Source organism: uncultured Marivita sp. (assembly GCF_947488135.1).
GTDB lineage: Bacteria > Pseudomonadota > Alphaproteobacteria > Rhodobacterales > Rhodobacteraceae > Marivita.
Genome location: NZ_CANKYW010000011.1, coordinates 45,889 through 63,046, shown reverse-complemented (window position 1 = coordinate 63,046; position 17,158 = coordinate 45,889). Strand labels below are relative to the sequence as shown.

16 protein-coding genes are annotated in these 17,158 nt (G+C 62.1%); 9 read left to right on the top strand and 7 right to left on the bottom strand.

Annotated elements, in window-relative coordinates; genetic code table 11:
- Positions 1-67 precede the first annotated feature (67 nt).
- From Q1B16_RS20395 to Q1B16_RS20375, 5 genes are all read left to right on the top strand, one after another.
- Positions 68-1,585: a sugar ABC transporter ATP-binding protein gene (locus Q1B16_RS20395; protein WP_299793656.1), complete on the top strand. Its 1,518-nt coding sequence runs from the start codon at positions 68-70 to the stop codon at positions 1,583-1,585.
- Positions 1,582-2,592 (top strand): ABC transporter permease, encoded by a 1,011-nt coding sequence (locus tag Q1B16_RS20390; protein ID WP_299793653.1) that lies wholly within the window; start codon positions 1,582-1,584, stop codon positions 2,590-2,592. Before Q1B16_RS20395 ends, Q1B16_RS20390 begins: the two co-directional genes overlap by 4 nt.
- A 25-nt stretch (positions 2,593-2,617) precedes the next feature.
- Positions 2,618-3,658, top strand: coding sequence for a substrate-binding domain-containing protein (locus Q1B16_RS20385; protein ID WP_299793650.1), 1,041 nt, complete (start codon positions 2,618-2,620; stop codon positions 3,656-3,658).
- Positions 3,659-3,717: 59 nt separating this feature from the next.
- The gene (locus Q1B16_RS20380; RefSeq protein ID WP_299793647.1) at positions 3,718-4,071 is read left to right on the top strand and encodes an RbsD/FucU domain-containing protein; all 354 of its coding nucleotides are present in this window, start codon (positions 3,718-3,720) and stop codon (positions 4,069-4,071) included.
- Positions 4,072-4,270: 199 nt separating this feature from the next.
- Positions 4,271-5,229 (top strand): IS630 family transposase gene (locus tag Q1B16_RS20375; RefSeq protein ID WP_299793644.1). Its coding sequence is split into 2 segments (ribosomal slippage): positions 4,271-4,612 and positions 4,615-5,229, totalling 957 coding nucleotides; the frame shifts between segments, so codons are not numbered across the junction.
- A gap of 216 nt (positions 5,230-5,445) precedes the next feature.
- Here Q1B16_RS20375 and Q1B16_RS20370 read toward each other — a convergent pair.
- Positions 5,446-6,465 carry a LacI family DNA-binding transcriptional regulator gene (locus Q1B16_RS20370; RefSeq protein WP_299793641.1) on the bottom strand — a complete coding sequence of 340 codons (1,020 nt, stop codon included), beginning with the start codon at positions 6,463-6,465 and terminating at the stop codon, positions 5,446-5,448.
- Between the two features lie 108 nt (positions 6,466-6,573).
- Between Q1B16_RS20370 and Q1B16_RS20365 the strand changes: the two genes are divergently transcribed.
- The 4 genes from Q1B16_RS20365 (at position 6,574) to Q1B16_RS20350 (ending at position 10,244) form a co-directional block, all read left to right on the top strand.
- Positions 6,574-7,104 carry a gluconokinase gene (locus Q1B16_RS20365; RefSeq protein WP_299793639.1) on the top strand — a complete coding sequence of 177 codons (531 nt, stop codon included), beginning with the start codon at positions 6,574-6,576 and terminating at the stop codon, positions 7,102-7,104.
- Positions 7,105-7,121: 17 nt separating this feature from the next.
- Entirely contained in the window at positions 7,122-8,135 is a 1,014-nt protein-coding gene (locus tag Q1B16_RS20360) for a TRAP transporter substrate-binding protein (RefSeq protein ID WP_299793636.1), read from the top strand.
- Between the two features lie 187 nt (positions 8,136-8,322).
- Entirely contained in the window at positions 8,323-8,877 is a 555-nt protein-coding gene (locus tag Q1B16_RS20355) for a TRAP transporter small permease (protein WP_299793633.1), read from the top strand.
- A gap of 62 nt (positions 8,878-8,939) precedes the next feature.
- On the top strand, positions 8,940-10,244 hold the full coding sequence (locus tag Q1B16_RS20350) for a TRAP transporter large permease subunit (RefSeq protein WP_299793714.1): 1,305 nt from the start codon (positions 8,940-8,942) through the stop codon (positions 10,242-10,244).
- Between the two features lie 476 nt (positions 10,245-10,720).
- On the opposite strand, the gene Q1B16_RS20345 is transcribed toward Q1B16_RS20350, so the two are convergent.
- The 6 genes from Q1B16_RS20345 to Q1B16_RS20320 all read right to left on the bottom strand — a co-directional run bounded on the left by Q1B16_RS20345 (position 10,721) and on the right by Q1B16_RS20320 (position 17,112).
- A complete protein-coding gene (locus Q1B16_RS20345; RefSeq protein WP_299793630.1) occupies positions 10,721-11,635 on the bottom strand; it encodes a calcium/sodium antiporter in 915 nt (304 codons plus the stop codon).
- On the bottom strand, positions 11,635-12,234 hold the full coding sequence (locus Q1B16_RS20340; protein WP_299793628.1) for a histidine phosphatase family protein: 600 nt from the start codon (positions 12,232-12,234) through the stop codon (positions 11,635-11,637). Before Q1B16_RS20340 ends, Q1B16_RS20345 begins: the two co-directional genes overlap by 1 nt.
- Positions 12,234-13,292 (bottom strand): ABC transporter ATP-binding protein, encoded by a 1,059-nt coding sequence (locus Q1B16_RS20335; protein WP_299793625.1) that lies wholly within the window; start codon positions 13,290-13,292, stop codon positions 12,234-12,236. Before Q1B16_RS20335 ends, Q1B16_RS20340 begins: the two co-directional genes overlap by 1 nt.
- Before the next feature lie 9 nt (positions 13,293-13,301).
- A complete protein-coding gene (locus Q1B16_RS20330) occupies positions 13,302-15,047 on the bottom strand; it encodes an iron ABC transporter permease (RefSeq protein WP_299793622.1) in 1,746 nt (581 codons plus the stop codon).
- Between the two features lie 83 nt (positions 15,048-15,130).
- Positions 15,131-16,252 (bottom strand): hypothetical protein, encoded by a 1,122-nt coding sequence (locus Q1B16_RS20325; RefSeq protein WP_299793576.1) that lies wholly within the window; start codon positions 16,250-16,252, stop codon positions 15,131-15,133.
- A 23-nt stretch (positions 16,253-16,275) separates the two neighbouring features.
- Positions 16,276-17,112 carry a MurR/RpiR family transcriptional regulator gene (locus tag Q1B16_RS20320; protein ID WP_299793572.1) on the bottom strand — a complete coding sequence of 279 codons (837 nt, stop codon included), beginning with the start codon at positions 17,110-17,112 and terminating at the stop codon, positions 16,276-16,278.
- Positions 17,113-17,158: the final 46 nt, after the last annotated feature.

Genomic DNA, 17,158 nt, shown 5'->3' with positions numbered 1-17,158 from the left:
TATGTCAAATCATTTGACAAATGTATTCCGCCACGCCTACCGTCGCGCCACCAAGGGGAGAAAACGGGTGGCCGGTGACGCACTCAAAGTGAACGGATTGCAAAAATCGTTCGGAAAAAACCATGTGTTGCGGGGAATCGACCTGACCCTGTCACCGGGGTCGGTGACCGTTCTCATGGGCGCAAATGGTGCCGGGAAATCCACTCTGGTCAAGGTGATCTGCGGCCATCATCGCGGCGATGGCGGGACCATGACGTTAGCCGGAACGGCATTCGAGCCGGAAGATGCCGCCGACGCGATCCGCAAGGGGGTCGTGACCGTCCACCAATCCATCGACGACGGTGTGATCCCCGATCTGGACGTGGCCAACAACCTGATGCTCGACCGTCTGGTCGAACGCGGTCACGGGCTGTTCGTGCGTGAACGCCACCTGCGCGCCGAAGCGGCCAAGGTTGCCGCAGCGATGGGCATCGACGTGAATCTGCGCGCACGTGTGTCGGACCTGGCGGTCGCCGACCGCCAGATGATCGCCATCGCCCGCGCCATGGCCCGCGCGCCCCAGGTGCTGATCCTGGATGAACCGACATCGTCGCTTTCCGCGACGGAGGCAGACCGGCTTTTCGCCCTGATCGACCGGTTGCGCGCGCAGGGTGTGGCGATCCTTTATATCTCGCACCGCATGTCCGACATCCGCCGCATCGCAGACTGCATCGTGGTGATGCGCGACGGCGCGGTTTCGGGTGTGTTCGAGACCAAGCCGCTGGATTACGAGGCGGCGGTGACCGCGATGCTGGGCCACCGCATGACCGAGGTCGATGTCGCGGTGCAAAACGGCAGCACGCCGGTGCTTGAACTGCACGATCTGCAGCTGTTCGACGGCGCGGCCCCGATCAGCCTGACGGCGCATGACGGGGACGTGGTGGCGCTTGTCGGATTGCTGGGCAGCGGCAAAAGCCGCCTCGCCGAGATCCTGTTCGGCATCGCGCCGTCTCACGGCGGAGAGATCCGTATCAATGGTCAACACTATGCGCCCCGTTCCGTCGAGGACGCGGTGGCGCAAGGGGTGTTCATGTCGCCCAAGGACCGGGCCACGAATGCAGTGATCCCGGCCTTCGACATCGCCGACAACATGACCCTGCCCTTCCTGCGCGGCCTGAGCATCGGATCGTTCCTGAAACCCCGCCAGCAACGCAACACGGCGCAGGGGATGGTGGATCAGTTGGGCATCGTCTGCCAATCGGTCGGCGATGGCATCAACACTCTGTCGGGCGGCAACCAGCAGAAAGTGATGATCGCCCGCTGGCTGCTGGAACCGGCCAGGGTGCTGTTGCTGGACGAGCCGTTTCAGGGCGTGGATATCGGCGCGCGACGCGACATCGGGCGGCACATCCGCGCCACGGCACAAGGGCGTGCTACGCTGGTTTTTCTTGCCGAGATCGACGAGGCGCTGGAAATCGCCGACCGCATCGTTGTGATGAACGAAGGCGCAATCGTCGGGGAACACGCCAATCGGAATGTCGACCTCGCCGCGCTGGTCTCGGACATCTCCGGGGCCAGACCGACCGCAGCAGGCCCGGCACCATGAACGACAAGATCCTCAATTTTTCCATTCGCTATGGCTTCCTGATCCTGCTTTTCGGGCTGATCGTCTATTTCAGCATCGCCGCACCGGGCTTCTTCGGCCCGCTATCCGCCGCGTTCGTGCTGCAATCGGTGGCGATCACCGGCATCCTGGCGCTGGGTGTGACCTGTACGCTTGTCGTCGGCGGGTTCGACCTGTCCATTGGTGCAGTGGCGACATCGGCACTGATGCTGTCGGCCTATTCGATGGTGATCCTTGAACATCCTGCTATTGTCGCGGTTACCCTTTGCCTTGGCATGGGCGCGCTGGTCGGGTTCATCAACGGGCTGCTCATCGTGAAATTCCGGGTGCCCGACCTGTTGGCGACGCTGGGCATGATGTTCCTGCTGATCGGGCTGCAACGCATCCCGACCCAGGGCAACTCCATCGCCACCGGCATGACGCTGACGGACGGCACCGTGGCCGAAGGCACGTTCTCGGCGGCCTTCCTGTGGCTGGGCCGTCATCGGTTCGACGTGGTCATCGACCGGCTGTTGCCGATGCCGGTGGTGATCTTTGTCGCCATCGCCGTGCTGATCTGGCTGTTCCTTGGCTTCACCCGGCATGGGCGGCTGATGTACGCCATCGGGTCGAACGCCCGCGCGGCAAGCCTCGTGGGGACGCCGGTCAACCGCTACAAGGTCGTGGCCTACATGATTTCCGGCGTCACCGCCTCGATCGGGGGCATCCTTTTGGCGGCGCGGCTGGGGCGGGGCGATATCGCCAGCGGCAACAACCTGCTGCTCGACAGCGTGGCGGCCGCGCTCATCGGTTTCGCGGTTCTGGGCGCGGCCCGGCCCAACGCCTTCGGCACCGCAATGGGGGCGCTGTTCGTCGGCATCCTGCTGCAAGGAATGACCATGATGAACGCGCCCTATTACACCCAGGATTTCGTCAAGGGGGCCGTTCTTGTCGGCGCCCTTGTGTTCACATTTTACCTGTCCTCGCGCCGTACCGGCACGAGGCATTGATCATCAGCGATAGGGAGGACTCGATATGCTGAGACGTCACTTCATGGCCCTTGCGAGCGTGGCAAGCCTCGCGCTTGGCGCGGGCGCGGCAACAGCGCAGGACGCCCCTGCACCATTGGACAATCCCGGCGACGTGACCATCGCGCTGGTGCGGTACCTTTCCACGGGAGACTTCTTCCAGGCCTATCTGTCCGGCGTGGAAAGCCAGGCGGCGGCGCTTGGCGTCAACCTGCGCGTGCTCGACAGCCGTCAGGATGCGGCGCTTCAGGCCGACATGGTCGATCAGGCCATCGCGCTTGGCGTGGACGGGATCATCATCCAGCACGGCCTGACCGAATCCATGCGCGAAGCCGCGCAGCGGGCGGTAGACGCCGGGATCAAGGTCGTGGCGTTCGACGTGAACGTCGAAAACGACGCCATCCCGCAGATCGAACAGTCCGATTACCTGCTGGGCAAACTGGCACTGGAACAGGCCATCGCGGATAACGGCGACAACTTTGCCGCAGGCTATGTCTACGTTCCGGGCATCGCCCCGCTGGATCGGCGGCATGTCGCATGGGAAGAGGTGAAGAAAGCCAATCCCGGCATCACCGAGGCAGCCCGCATCGGCACGCTCGACAACCCGATCGCCAATGCCAACGCCAACCAGGCGCGCGCGGCGTTGCAGGCCAATCCGAACATCTCGGTGTTCTTCGCGCCCTATAACGAGTTCGCCAAGGGGGTGAAGATCGCCGCAGACGAGCTGGGCATCGGTGGAGACCTGAGCATCTATTCCGCCGATATATCGACTGCAGACATCGCTTTGATGCGCGAAGCCGGGAGCGGTTGGAAAGCGACCGTAGCAACCAACCCCGCTGTGGTGGGCGAGGTTTCAGTGCGTGCTTTGGCACTGATGCTTGCAGGTGAAAAGCCCGGAGCGTCAGTGATAGTTCCGCCAACACTTATCACGCAGACGTTCCTGAACGACAACGACATCCGCAACATGGAAGACCTTGGGTCCAAGATGCCGCAATTTCAGCATGCCGATGTGGCAATGGCCGACTGGATGCCCCTGCCGGCCCGTTGAACTAACTGCTCCGGCCTTGCAAACGCGGGGCCGGCCTACATCCCGTTCGGAGAACGAACATGCTGATCGGACTCGACCCTCGCACGACGCCCGAATTGCCCTATACACTTGCCCGGATGGGACATGGCGACGAGATCGTGATTGCGGACCGCAACTATCCGGCAACATGGTCGGCAGCAGGATGTCTTGTCACCGACGTGATTCAATACCCCGGCCATGACGCGACCACGGTGGCTGACCTGATCACCCAACTCATGCCACTAGACAATTTCCACACCCATTCGGCGCTGCGTATGGAGATTGACAATGAACCCGACGCCCTGTCCGACGTCCATTGGGCAGTGTGGGATCTTCTGACACCGCGCTTGCCGGACGGTGGCGTCTTGGTAAGCCTCGAGCGTCAGGCGTTCTAAAGGCGCGCGCGGACAGGTTTTGCGATTGTCCAGTGCAGCGAAGATCGTCCCTTCGGCTGCTTCATCTTGCGCAAGGGCGTGATTTTTTTGATGCTCGCGGATCATCAAATTTACCGCTAAAGCGCCCCGCCAAAAACCTGAATCGTTGGGATTCCCATGAGAGCTGAATTGTGATTCATCCTTTTTGGGAGGATGGATCATGTCGGCACCTTTACCGGAAGCTCCTCGGGCGCGGTTTCAGAGATTGATTGAAGAAGGGTTAAGCGGGCGTGCGGCAGCGTTGCGGCTGAAGGTGTCGCCTGCCACTGGGGCGCGTTGGGGGCAGGCGATCCGCCGGACAGGTCAGGCCCAAGCTGCGCCGCAAGGTCGGCCCAAAGGCAAGGGCAAGCTTGACCCGCATCGCGCCTTCTTCGCCGAGGTCATTGCGCAGGACCGCGACATCACGATGCCGGAACTGGCGTCTGCCTTGCACGACGCGACCGGTGTGTGCGCGCACCCGAACGCGATCGGAAAGTTCCTTCGCAAGCTCGGCTACACGCACAAAAAAAGTCGCTGGTAGCTGCCGAGCGTCGCCGCACTAAGGTAAGGCGGCAGCGCGATGACTGGTTCAGGCACCGTATCCCGGCTGTGTCAGCGCACCCAGAACGCGTTGTCTTCATTGACGAAACGTCCGTGAAGACGAACATGACCCGGTTGCGGGGATGGGCACCGCGTGGGGATCGCTTGGTCATGGACGCCCCATTCGGGTCGTGGGGGACACAAACCTTCATCGCGGGGCTCACCGCCGATGCCATGATCGCACCCTGGGTCATCAAGGGGGCAATGGATGGTCCCGCCTTAGCGGCCTATGTCGAGAAAGTGCTGGTCCCGGAATTGACCCCCGGCACCGTGGTCATTCTGGACAACCTGGCCACGCACAAGAACGCCGCCGCAACCAGGGCGATGAGGGATGCAGGGTGTTGGTTCCTGTTCCTGCCGCCCTACAGCCCCGACCTCAACCCCATTGAAATCGCCTTCTCTAAGCTCAAGGCCAAACTCAGACGGATCGGCGCGAGGACATTCACCGAAATGTTCAAAGCAATCGGCCATGTCTGCGACCTCTACTCGGAGCAAGAATGTTGGAACTACTTCAAGGCTGCTGGATATGTCTCGGGTTAAAGGCGTGACGCTTTAGCTCTCGTTGAGCTATGGGCATACTCAAAACCCGAAGTGTCCCACAGCGCGATATCGATGGCAGAGTTTTCCCGCACCTCCGCCCCGGCCGTGCCGAAATACAGGTATCCCGTCAGGTTGCGCGCGATAGCCTCGATCCGGAGCGGGTCCTGCCCAATGAGGCCCGCATCGGTATGTACCTCCACCCAGAGCCCGTGATTTTCATTTCATCTTGCCCCGGGCGGTTGAGGCGCGCGGGCGCAGCGCGCAGTCCAGCCGAATTGGTGTTTCGTGGCTTTCGCCGCGCAGGCGCGACAGGATCAGTTCAGCGGCACGCCGCCCCATTTCGGCGCGTGGCGTGTAGACAGAGCTCAGCCCCGGTTCGGCGGCGGCAGCGAATTCCAGATCGTTGAAGCCGATGATCCCGAACTGGTCGGGGACCGACAGCCCCATGCGTTGCGCCTCGAACAGCGCGCCGAGCGCGAGGTCGTCGTTGATGCAGAACACCGCGTCCGTATCCGGTGCGCTCGACAGAAGATCTACCAGCATCCGGCCGCCGAGTTGTACCGAAGACGGAGCAGGTGTGGTGACACGGCGATGGGAATCGAAGCCAGTCGCGGCCGCCTCGAAGCCCGCTGCGCGTTTGCGGGTGCGCGGGTCCATCCGGGCGGTCAGGATCCCTGGCCGACGATAGCCCATCTCGGCCAGATGCCGGGCCGCCAGGCCCGCAGCGGCGTGATGGTCGATCCCGACCAGCATATCCACCGGATCGTCGCTGACATCCATGACTTGCACGATCGGGCAGCCCATGTCCTCGAGGATCGCGCGGCCCTCCGGCGACTGATCCGTCCCAGCCACGATGAGCCCCGCAGGCCGCTGCGACCTGAAGGTCGCGAGGAGTTTTTCTTCGGCCAGCGGTGAATAGCGGAAGTTACCGATCTGGACCGGATTTGTCCCGTCAAGAGCATCGAAGACGCCGCGCAGCAGGTCGGCAAAGACGTTGTTTGTGACCGACGGGATAACGAGACCCACCGTGTCGGAGCGACCAGACGCGAGGATGGATGCGACCGGATCGCGTTCATAGCCGAGCGCGCGCACGGCGCGTTCCACCTCTGCGCGCGTGCGCGCGCTTACCTTTTGTGGGTCCCGTAGCGCACGACTCGCAGTGATCGCGCTAACACCAGCTTTCGCTGCGACATCCGTCAGCGTTGGCCGCCCACTTGATCGAACCCTTTTATTCATAAGGTTTATGTTACCACGTAAAGTAAATCTGACAAGTAATTGACAAATGATAGCGCTGCCATTAGCCCCTAGGAGCGATCAGACACCGGCGAACAGGGAGGCGGCGGAATGATAGACATGATCAATCCTGCCGTTCTCGTGATGGGTGTGTGTGGTTCAGGCAAGTCGAGCGTTGCTGCCCGGCTCGCCGAACAAATTGGCGCGACATATTTGGAGGCGGACGACTATCATCCGAAGGAAAATATCTCTGCAATGTCACAGGGCATCCCCCTGACCGACGAGATGCGGCAACCCTGGCTCGACGCCCTGGGCGACAGTCTGGCCGAGGAGCGGGTGAACGGGCCGGTCGTGCTTGCCTGTTCGGCTCTCAAGTTAAGCTACCGGGACACGCTGCGGCGGCGTGGCGGTCCGTTCGAGATCGTGTACCTGACCGCACCGCATTCCGTCATCTCAGAGCGGCTTGCGAATCGACGTGGCCACTACATGCGGCCGGGGCTTCTCGACAGCCAGCTCGCCGATCTTGAACCACCGGGTGCCGACGAGTCCCCGGTTATCCTCGATATCCAATCACCGGTCGATCAAATCGCCCGAAATGCTGCCGACGAAATCAGGCGTCGGCATCTCCAACGCGTAACCTGATTAAAGGGAGAAACCTCATGAAGACATTCATTCTCACCACGGCAGTCGCGGCACTTGCCGCCACCGGCGCGCTCTCGCAGGATTTCGAGCTGCGCTTCCAATCGTCTGATCCGGCGGGCAACCCGAACTTCGAGCTTCAGCAGCAGTGGACCGAAATGGTTTCCGAAATGTCGGATGGCCGCGTGTCGGTTGAATTGTTGCCGGTCGAGTCGATCGTGGCGCATACCGAAACGCAGGATGCCATCGCGGCGGGTCTGCTCGACGGTCATATCACCGATACGTCCTACTTCGCTGGCAAGGATCCCGCCTTCGGCCTGATCGCGAACCCAGTTGGCGCTTGGTCCGCACCGGAGGAAATGTTCGCCTTCATGCGCGAAGGTCCGGGCGGTGAGATGATGGACGGCCTGTTGGAACCCTACGGTTTGAAATTCCTTGGCGCCACGACGCCGGGCCTGGAGGCTTTCGTCTCCGACGTTCCGCTGGACGGCGTTGCTGATCTCGAGGGATTGCGGATGCGTGCGCCAGAAGGTCTTGTGCAGCAGGTCTTCGCCGCCGCCGGTGCGGCTCCGGTCAATCTCCCGGGTTCAGAGGTCTTTACCTCGCTCGACAAGGGTGTGATCGACGCTGCGGATTACTCTGTCTTTTCGACCAACCAGGCGCAGGGTCTGCATGACGTGGCCAGCCATCCGGTCTACCCGGGCTTCCACTCGATGCCGCTCGTCGAGGTCTCGATGAACCGCGAGCGCTTCAACGAGATGCCCGAGGACCTGCAGCAGGTCATGATCGAAAGCGTCGAGGCTTTTGCGGACATGCAGGTCGCGGCACTGCGCGAGGCCGACGAGGCCGCGGTTGCGGAAGCCGAAGCGTCTGGCTCGGTGACGGTCCACGATTGGCCAGCCGAAGAACGCGCTGCCTTCCGTTCGATCGCGATGGGCGAGTGGGAAACCGTCGCAGACGGGTCGGAGAACGCCAAAATGGTGTTCGACACGCTGACCGGTTATCTTCGTGAAAACGGCCTGATCAGCGAGTGATCGAAGCACTGGAAAGGTGCCCGGAACCGGGCGCCTTTCCGGAACGTCATGCCAAAACTGGCGACCGCACAACGCTCGATGCGTACGAGGCCGACGACGGCATTTTCGCTGCCTTCGACAAATGTCCTGCGCAACTGGCCTTTGCCCGAAGGGTAAGCAACACCGACAGTGCGATGGGGAGGAACACATGGACGACACCACACCGGAAACCCCGGCGCACGATGATCCCGGCGCGATACCCGAGGCGGGCGCGCTCGGACGCGCCGTCAACGCTTTGGGCGGTGTCTTCGCCTTGGCCATCCTCGCGTCGGCCGTCATCCTGATCATCGAGGTTGCGTTGCGCTATGGCTTCAATCGGCCGACGATCTGGGGCCATGAGAGCGTGATCTTCCTCACTGCCGTCACCTTTCTTTTCGGCGGCCTCTACGTGGCCTCGCGGGACCGGCATATCCGGGTCGTGTTGATCTACGACGCGCTCTCTCCGGGTGCCCGGCGCGCGCTGAACATTGTGCTTTCGATCGTGAATGCGGTGGCCTGCGCGATCTTCGCTCTTGCCTCGTGGCAGGTAGCGGAGTCGGCGATGTTCACGCCGAGCGGCAGCTTTCGTTTCGACACCACCGGAAGCGCCTGGAACCCGCCGACACCGGGCCTCGTGAAGCTCTTTCTTTTCATCATCATGGTGCTGCTGACGCTGCAATTCGCACGGCTCGCCTGGGGCTACGCGCGGGGGCGCAACACATGATCGACCTGCTGACATCCGGCGCCGAGTCTCTGCTCGTGGCGCTGTCCTACCTTCTGCCCGACATGAAGGAATGGGGTATCGAGATCGCCACCATCGTAATGTTCGCGATGCTGATGCTGCTCCTGCTGACGGGAATGCCTCTGGCGTTCGTGACGCTGCTGGTGGCCTTGATCTTCCTCTTGGGCTGGTTCGGTCCGGCCGGGATTTCGCTGATCGGCAGCCGGATCTTTTCCTTCGTCAATTCCTTCGTTTTCGTCTCGGTCCCGATGTTTGTTCTGATGGCCGCGATCCTCGACCGCTCGGGCATCGCGCGTGACCTTTTCGACGCGATGCGGATGGTCGGCGGACGCCTGCGCGGCGGGATCGCGATCCAGACTTTGATCGTGGCCGTGATCCTGGCCGCGATGTCCGGCATCATCGGTGGCGAGGTCGTCCTTTTGGGTGTGATCGCCTTGCCGCAAATGTTGCGGCTCGGCTACGACCGGCGGCTGGCCATCGGTGTCTGCTGTGCAGGCGGCGCGCTCGGCACGATGGTGCCGCCGTCGATCGTTCTCATCATCTACGGGCTGTCGGCGAACGTTTCCATCGGAGAGCTGTTCACAGCCTCTTTCCTGCCGGGGCTGATGCTGGCGGGATTCTACGTGGCTTATGTCCTCGTGCGCGCCTATTCCGATCACAGCGTCGCCCCGATCCCCGAAGCGGGGTCGATCCCGCGTGAGGAGAAACTCCGCCTGCTGAAGGGGGTCTTCCTGCCGGTCCTCGTTGTGATCTTCGTTCTGGGTTCGATCTACGGCGGTATCGCGTCGGTGACCGAAGCATCCGCTGTGGGCGTGCTCGGTGTCACGCTCTCGACAATTATCCGGGGCGAATTCACCTGGTCGCTGCTTTCCGGCGCGGCAAAGCAGACCCTCGCGACGGTCGGCATGATCGTGTGGATCGGCATTGGAGCCACGGCACTGGTCGGGGTATTCAACCTCATGGGTGGCCTGCGCTTCGTCCAGTCGATGATCACAGGCATCTCCGAGAATCCGACGATCATCATAATCTTCATGATGCTGGTGCTATTCGTCCTCGGCATGTTCCTCGACTGGGTAGGCATCGCGCTTCTGACGGTTCCGATCTTCGTTCCGATCGTGAAGGAACTCGGCTATGACCCGATCTGGTTCGGCGTTCTTTTCGCTATGAACATGCAGGTGAGCTTCCTGTCACCACCCTTTGGTCCCGCGGCTTTCTACCTCAAATCCGTGGCGCCGCCGGACATTTCACTGGGAGAGATCTTCCGCGCACTCCTTCCCTTCATCGGGCTTCAGATCCTTGCAGTCGGCGTTCTCGTTGCGTTCCCTGGCATAACCACGATCCTGCGTTAGAGAGCGAGCCTTCAACTGCATCGAATTAACTTGGTCATTCGGACCTAAGCCGACCGATAGGTTTTACACTTCGAAAGGTCGAAAGGGAAAGTTGCGGAAAGGCATTCTGGGCAAGCCGTGATGACTGGCCCCGCTCAAAGCACCCATTGACCCAGCTATGCGCCAAAAAGTCGACGGTACAAAACAAGTATCGACCCCATCAAATCGAACGATAGTTAAGACCCTTTCCTGATCGGCCCATAAGGGACTTCCGGCCAATACAGAGAAGCACGTCCGCGTTCACGCCCTGGCCGGCCCAAAGCCGACTTTCAACAACGGCGATGTATGCTGCATGTGCAGCCCCCATAGCGGACATTGGAGAGGTATCGAATTTACAGAGACGTCTAGAACGCGACAATGCGTCCCATTGTCGTGCAACGCGCCCAAGAAAATGTCTTTGGCTCATGCTTCAGCCTGCAAATCCCGACTTTCGCAAGTCAAATGGACAGAAACACCGCGAAATATCCAATGAGCATGATCGAGGCCTCGCGACGGCTTAGCACGAACCCGGACCTAAGGAAGATCAGAGTTATCACGGAACCGACAAGCATCACCGGGATCCAGAACCCCGTGAAGTCTGGCGAAACCGGCAGAGGAACGGCCAGAGCGGCACTTCCCAAGACAATGGTGCCGTTGAAGACGTTACTCCCGAGGATGCCGCGGAGAACCATGTCGGACTTTCTTCGCAAGGCCGCCGCCACGCAGGATGCCATTTCCGGCAACGATGTCCCGAGTGCCACGACGGTCAGTCCGATTATCGTTTCAGACACTCCAACTAGTTTTGCAATTCCGACCGCGCCGTCGATGAAAAGATAGGCGCCAGCTGGCAAGGCAACCAGCGCCGTGACACATCTGAAAACCGATGCAGAATAACCCTGCGCTGGATCATGATCCACCGTGGCCGTCATCGGAAGCGTCCAGTATCGAAAACCAAGGTAGCCGAGCATCCCTGCAATCAAAAGGAGTGCGTCGCTCCTAGAAACCATACCGTCCGCTGCGACCGCACCGAGCGCCAGGGCGGACAACAGCATCGCGCCGCCATCGATCCGAAGGACGTTTCGGTCGATGGCCAGCGGCATGATCAGGGCCGTTACCGCAAGCACCAGGAGCAGATTTGCGATGTTGCTGCCGACAACGTTTCCCATCGCGATGTCGGGCGCGCCCGACAGAGTGGCCTCCACCGCGACAAAGAATTCTGGTGCGGAGGTTCCAAACCCCATGACCACGAACGCCACGAGGACGGGCGGGAGTCGATACTTCGCAGCGATCCCCTCGATACCGTCCACCAACCAGTCACCGCCGTAGAACAGCAAGGCGCCGCCGATGCTGAGAAACAGGATATCCAGACCCATCAGTCGGGTGCCCCGAAATCCAGATCGTTGGGGCGGTAATTGAAGAGTTCGAGCCGCGGCGGCTTTCCGTTGCCGAGGCGCAACGCGCTAAGGCTTGCCGGGGCGACAGGGATGATGTGGGCGGGTGCCAGTCCGACGTAGTTCTGGAGCAGCGCCCGGATCACGCCTCCATGGCAGACCACGAGGAGGTTCTCGCAAGGGTTCTCCCGCTCCCGCTCGATGATCCCCGAGACGCGCGATACGAAGTCGCCCCATGCCTCTCCGCGGGGTGGCGCAACGGTTCCGGCGCGCCAACCGAGATAAGCTGCCTCGTCTTCGGCCACGATCTCCGCGATCGGACGACCCGTCCAGTCTCCGACGTCGATCTCGCGCAGACCCATCGTGTGGCGGGGCGCCTCGGCACCGATGCGTGCGGCGGTTTCGCGGACACGCTTGAGATCGGACGCCACAGTGCGGCAAGGGCCGATCTTCTCGAAAACCGGCCGCAGGGCGTCTGCCTGCGCCCTGCCCACGTCTGACAGGCCGATATCGGCTTGACCTTGCAACCGATGGTCCGCGTTCCATTCCGATTGCCCATGGCGCACGAGAAGCAGCCGCATCAGCCGATCCTCTCGCCGTCGGGCCCAAACCAGCTATCCGGCCGCTCGGGCAGACGGAACTGGACCGTCTCGCCGATCCGGGCCGCGGGCGGACGGTCGACGATGGCGGTCAGACGCAGGCCATCACGAAGTCCCGTGACCATCGTGCGCCCCGCGATGGCGCTCGTTTCGACCAATTCCATCGGGAGGGTCGTTTCGCCCTCTGTCTCACTCAGGGTCATCTTTTCGGCGCGGTACATCGCCAGGCAGTCATCGGCTGGCGGAATCACGGGCATGTGGCGCCCCCCGACCTTGTAGCCGGTACCGTTCTTCACAACCGGCACCATGTTGTTGGGCGGCGTGCCGACAAAGGTGGCGACGAAGGCCGTCTCGGGATGATCGACGAGGTCGGCGGGCGTGCCGAACTGCTGGACACGCCCCTGGTTCATCACCGCGACATGGGTCGCCATGGTCATCGCCTCGATCTGGTCGTGGGTCACGTAGACGGTTGTCGCGCCCGTCGCGCGATGAAGCTTCATCAACTCGGTCCGCATCTCGACCCGAAGCTTGGCGTCGAGGTTCGAGAGCGGTTCGTCGAAGAGCAGCACCGACGGCTTCGGCGCGATGGTCCGCGCGATGGCCACGCGCTGCTGCTGGCCGCCGGAGATCTCGTTCGGGTAACGGTCGGCCAGTTGTCCAATGTCGAGAAGCTTCAGCACCTCGGCGACCCGCGCAGCGCGCTCGGCCTTGGGCATCTTCATGACCTTGAGCGGCCATTCGACATTCCCCTGGACAGACATGTGCGGCCAGAGCGCGTAGGACTGGAAGACGAGGCCTGAATTGCGCTTGGCCGGATCGACAGACCAATTGCGATCACCGTCCGAAACGGTTTGGCCGTCGAAAACGATCTGCCCCGCCGAAGGCAGTTCGAGCCCCGACAACATGCGCAAGAGCGTAGTCTTGCCGCAGCCCGACGGTCCGAGCAGCACGAGAAATGCGCCGTCGGGGACGGAGATCGAGACGTCCTTGACCGCTTCGAACGAGCCGAAGCGTTTCACGAGGTTTTGGATTTCCAGCATGGGATACCCTCAGTTTTGCAGCCAGGGCTGGGATTTCGATTGCAGCCGGTTCGCGATGAGCGTCGCGGCAATGGAGAGGAACAGGATCACGACCGTGATTGCGTTGGCGAACTGGCCGAAGCCTTCCGACGCATAGCGGTAGGCCAGCACCGACAGGACCGGCATCGTCGGGGTGAACAGAAGTACAACGAGCGATAGGTCGCGGATGATCTTGACGAAGATCAGGATACCGCCTGCCGCCAGACCCCGGATCGCCAGCGGCACGGTGATCTGCGTCAGCCTGCGGGCGAAACTCGCCCCGGTGATGCGGGCCGACTCCTCAAGCTCTCCGCCAACCTGCTGGATCACGGCGCGCCCCGTCTGCACTGAAAACGGCAACAGGTAGGCCGTGGCGGCGATGACCAGCAGCGCGAAAGTGCCGTAGAGCGCCGGGAAGGGTCCGATGGGCGCACCGAGATAGGCGATATAGGCCGCGCCGAAGGCGATCCCGGGCACCAGAAGCGGCAGGAAGCTCACCTGCGTGATGGCGGCCGACATCCACCCCTCGCGGTAACGCGCCGTTGTGTAGGAGGCCAGGAGCCCCACGACCATGCCGGTGAAAGCGACGGCGAAGCCGAGGGCAAGGGTGATCGTCAGTGCGCGCACGATATCCTCGTTGTAGGCGATGCCCGGGATGCCCTGGGCGAAGGACGGGTCGCTCTGCCCGATCCAGTAGTGCAGCGTCCAGTCCGAGAAGAGATTGGCCGAAGAGGGCGCGAGGCTCGATGCGGTCAGCACGATGACCGGCACGACTGTGGAACTAAGAAGGATTACCATCGCCACCGCGAAGAGCGGCCAGCGCGCACTGCGCAGGTCGAAGCGCTTGGCCCGCCCGCCCTTGCCGGTGATCGTGGCGTAGGAACGCCGCCCTGAGACGATGCGGTTCCCCGCCCAGAGGAAGGCGCCCGAGATCAGCACCAGTAGGATGCCGATGACATAGCCGCGTCCGACCTGCCCCACCTCGATCATACCGAAAAGCCGGGTAGAGAGAGTCTGCATCCGGACCGGCAGTCCAAGAAGCGCAGGCGTCGCAAAGTTCGACACCGCTCCGGCGAAGCAGAGCGACCCGGCGGCTACCATCGCTGGCGTCGTCACTGGCAGGATGATCCCCATCAGGATGCGCCTCCCCTTGGCACCAGCAATCTGGGCTGCCTCGACGAGGTCCGAGTTCACGGTCGCCAGCGCGGCGGCGATGATCGTGAAGGCAAGACTGAAATAGTGCAGCGTCAAAACGATCAGGGTCGGCACCATGCCCCAGGCCAGCCAATTGGGGATGTCTGCGCCCAAGCCCTGCAACCAGCCGACCTGACCGCCGACGCGATCATTGCGAAAAAGCGATCCCCAAGCCAGCGCCGCGGCGAAGGATGGAATCATGAACGGCAGCGTCGCCATCACGCCGATAGTCTTGCGGAAGGGAACGTTCGTCATCACAACAAGCCAGGCCAGAAATCCACCGATGAGCACGCAGCCCGCTGACACAACGACACCGATGAGCAGCGTGTTGCCGAGCGGCTTGTAGAAGAGGTTGGTCGAGAGCCGTCCAACGAGCACATCCGACCAGGCGCCGACTGTGCCGGGCTGCAACGTGAAGAGCACGGTTCTGAGGAGGGGCAGAACGATCAGTGCGATCAGGATCGCCAGAACCATTGTCTTCAGGACGGTTCCCTGTCGAAAGAACACGCGCCGTCCCTGCCCACTCATGGCTGTATCCACCATCCGAGGTCACCTCTGTAGATTAAAATCATGATAATGCGGGGGCGGTCGCTACGTCACGCCCGCCCCCACCAGGGAGGCCCCGTTTACTGAAGGGTCAGGATCAGGTCGCCGATCTCGGCGCGGATCTTGGCTGTTTCCGCCGGGGTGATCCGCCAGGCGGTGAAATCGTCGAGCGGCACGGCGTCGGGATGCGGAGGGATGTCGGTGCGGGTTACGTAGTCGCCTGCGACATAGAACGGCGCGAGGCCTGGACCGCCGGTCTCTGTCTCGTCTCCCATCAGGAAGTCGATCACCAACCGCGCTGCAGCAGGGTTGTTCGGCTCGGTAGACAAGGCCAGAATCGCCGGGAAGATGATCCCCGGAGCGGGCTCGACACCGTTCGCGACCTGGAGCGCCCATCCCTCGTCCTCATTGTCGCGGCGGTCCGAATAGCTGGTGAAGCCAACAGGCGGGTTCTCCTGCCCGATTGCACCGACCGCGATGTTCACGTCATCAGTCGATCCAACGAGGATCAGGTCATTGGCGAAAAGGTCCATGATGAAGCGTTCACCCGCATTCGCCGCCCCATCGAGATCGATGGCCTGCCCGAACTGCGCCTCGTAGGCCTCGTCCATCTCACCGGAGCGCAGCACGATTTCCGTCATCAGGTCTAGGTAGTCGCCACGCTGTAGCGGATCGACCATGACGACCCGGCCGCGCCAGTCATCTGTGGTGAGTTGCCACAGGTTCGTCACCGGTGAGCCGTCCGGGTTGGCTTCCTCGTTGTACATCAGGACCTTGGTTGAAAGGCGCTGCGCAAGAAGCGGCGACTGGAACTCGGCCGGAACGCGATCGGCCACACGGGGCGGCACGTAGTTGGCGATGATCCCGGCCTCAAGCAGCGCGGGCAGAACAACGGGCACGTCCGAGACGTAGATAATGTCCGCATTCGTCACGCCGGCCTGCGCCTCTGCCGTCAGGCGCGCGATCTGCTCGGTCGACGAGATGTCGAACCCCTGCAGGTCGATGCCGGGATAGGCTTCCTCGAAGGCTGTCTCCACCCTGCCGATCCGGCTGGTGAAGGAATAGACCGTGACAGTCCCTTCCTCCTGGGCCAGAGGCAGCAGCTCTTCCGGGGTCATGGTGTCAAGATCGTCCTGCGCCAGCGCGGCCGTGGACATGAGAATACCGATCGCGCCGAGGCGCGTTGCAGTCAGAACCTTCATGTGATCCTCCCTTGGGTCCTTCGTTATTCGAACCGCTCGATCAGCTGTCCCAGCCGTTCGAGCTTCTTCAGCGACTCCTCTTTCGCCGTGAGACCGGCCGCGATGACGATGGCATTGCACACCGTCATCGGCACGGTCAGGGTCTGAAACGCGTCGGGGTCACCCGACCTCGGCGCGGCCAGAAGGTGGTCGGGCCGGGGCGCAAGCAACGCGCCCGACTGGCCCGAAATCATGATCGTGGTCGCACCGGCCTCGCGCGCCGTCTCGATCAACGCAACGTAGCCCCGCGGCGGACGGCGGAAGGCGAAGCTCAGGATGACATCTCCCTGACCCAGCCCCAGCATCTGCTCGGCCATGCCGCGCGGGTCGGTTTCAAGCTGGTGTACATCGCGACCGAACCGGCGGAACCGCTTGACCATCATCAGCGCCAGAACTTCGGCATTGCCGTAGCCATAGATGAAGATGCGGCGCGCGCCCATAAGCAAGTCCGCGACCGTCGTGATCTGCTCGGGGCTGATGAACTCCTCGATCCGCGCCAGCGCTCTTGCTTCGTCCTGCATCAGCTTGCCGAGGATCGTGTCCGACGAACTTCCCGCCATCGTCTTTTCGAACCGAGTGGCGGTTTCGCGGGTGGCGATGAATTCCTCGCGCAGCGCCTCCCGGAAGGCCGAGTAACTGTCGAACCCCAACTTCCTGGCCAGGCGCGACGCGGTCGCCTCGTGAACCCCAACCGACTTGGCCAATTCGCCCGCAGTCCCCAGAGCCGCCACTGTCGGACTTTCGATCACCGTCTCGACAAGCCGGCGTTCGCTTGGTGTCAGGCTTGGCGCCTGGTCAGAAATCTTTTCGATGAGTGACATGCAAGTTTCAATCCTCTTTGCAGGAATACTTGCATGATTCCTTTAT

Excerpts from the sequence above, each read along its gene's own strand:
- Q1B16_RS20390 (WP_299793653.1), top strand. The coding sequence starts at position 1,582 with ATGAACGACAAGATCCTCAATTTTTCCATTCGCTATGGCTTCCTGATC.
- Q1B16_RS20385 (WP_299793650.1), top strand. The coding sequence starts at position 2,618 with ATGCTGAGACGTCACTTCATGGCCCTTGCGAGCGTGGCAAGCCTCGCG.
- Q1B16_RS20380 (WP_299793647.1), top strand. The coding sequence starts at position 3,718 with ATGCTGATCGGACTCGACCCTCGCACGACGCCCGAATTGCCCTATACA.
- Q1B16_RS20370 (WP_299793641.1), bottom strand. The coding sequence starts at position 6,465 with ATGAATAAAAGGGTTCGATCAAGTGGGCGGCCAACGCTGACGGATGTC.
- Q1B16_RS20365 (WP_299793639.1), top strand. The coding sequence starts at position 6,574 with ATGATAGACATGATCAATCCTGCCGTTCTCGTGATGGGTGTGTGTGGT.
- Q1B16_RS20360 (WP_299793636.1), top strand. The coding sequence starts at position 7,122 with ATGAAGACATTCATTCTCACCACGGCAGTCGCGGCACTTGCCGCCACC.
- Q1B16_RS20355 (WP_299793633.1), top strand. The coding sequence starts at position 8,323 with ATGGACGACACCACACCGGAAACCCCGGCGCACGATGATCCCGGCGCG.
- Q1B16_RS20350 (WP_299793714.1), top strand. The coding sequence starts at position 8,940 with ATGAAGGAATGGGGTATCGAGATCGCCACCATCGTAATGTTCGCGATG.
- Q1B16_RS20345 (WP_299793630.1), bottom strand. The coding sequence starts at position 11,635 with ATGGGTCTGGATATCCTGTTTCTCAGCATCGGCGGCGCCTTGCTGTTC.
- Q1B16_RS20340 (WP_299793628.1), bottom strand. The coding sequence starts at position 12,234 with ATGCGGCTGCTTCTCGTGCGCCATGGGCAATCGGAATGGAACGCGGAC.
- Q1B16_RS20335 (WP_299793625.1), bottom strand. The coding sequence starts at position 13,292 with ATGCTGGAAATCCAAAACCTCGTGAAACGCTTCGGCTCGTTCGAAGCG.
- Q1B16_RS20330 (WP_299793622.1), bottom strand. The coding sequence starts at position 15,047 with ATGGTGGATACAGCCATGAGTGGGCAGGGACGGCGCGTGTTCTTTCGA.
- Q1B16_RS20325 (WP_299793576.1), bottom strand. The coding sequence starts at position 16,252 with ATGAAGGTTCTGACTGCAACGCGCCTCGGCGCGATCGGTATTCTCATG.
- Q1B16_RS20320 (WP_299793572.1), bottom strand. The coding sequence starts at position 17,112 with ATGTCACTCATCGAAAAGATTTCTGACCAGGCGCCAAGCCTGACACCA.